1 protein-coding gene is annotated in these 579 nt (G+C 72.4%); it reads right to left on the reverse strand.

Going from position 1 to position 579, the window contains the following annotated elements; translation table 11 throughout:
• Positions 1-579, reverse strand: a 579-nt coding sequence (locus QR78_RS31700) for a molybdopterin cofactor-binding domain-containing protein (protein ID WP_048431624.1), incomplete at both ends; no start/stop codon positions are given.

The following is a 579-nucleotide window of genomic DNA, read 5'->3' on the forward strand; positions in this document are numbered from 1 at the left end:
GACGACAGGGCGAAGCCGACCGCGCCCTCGACCTGAGCCCGGATGACGTCCGGGTTCACCGCCACGCCGACATCGACCGCCGCGACGATGCGGTTGACCTTCACCTTGCCGGCCTCGGCCGTCACGTCGGCCACCATCGCCACGTAGGAGCCGAAGGATTCGTGCGCGGCGACGCCGTAGCCGCGGCCGGGCTTCTGGTCGCGGGCGCTCCAGCCGGATTTCTCGGCCGCCAGCGTCAGGGCGGCGGAGAGCCGGGGCGCTTGGCGGAGGAGGCCGAGCCGGTAGGCGACCGGGTCCTGGCCGGCGGCATGGGCCGCCTCGTCGATGAACACCTCCATCGCCTGGGCGGTGTGCGAGTGCCCGACCGAGCGCCACCACAGGACCGGCACGCCCTCGCGGGCGTTGTGGACCTCGAACCGGTAGGCCGGCAGGGCGTAGGGGGTGTCGGACGCACCCTCCACCGTGGTAGCGTCGACCCCGTCCTTGACCATCATCGCCTCGAGCGGCGTGCCGATGATGATCGACTTGCCGACGATGCGGTGCTCCCACCCGGTGATCGCCCCCTTGGCGTCGAGGCCG

The sequence above is a fragment of the Methylobacterium indicum genome (assembly GCF_001043895.1).
Classification (GTDB): domain Bacteria; phylum Pseudomonadota; class Alphaproteobacteria; order Rhizobiales; family Beijerinckiaceae; genus Methylobacterium; species Methylobacterium indicum.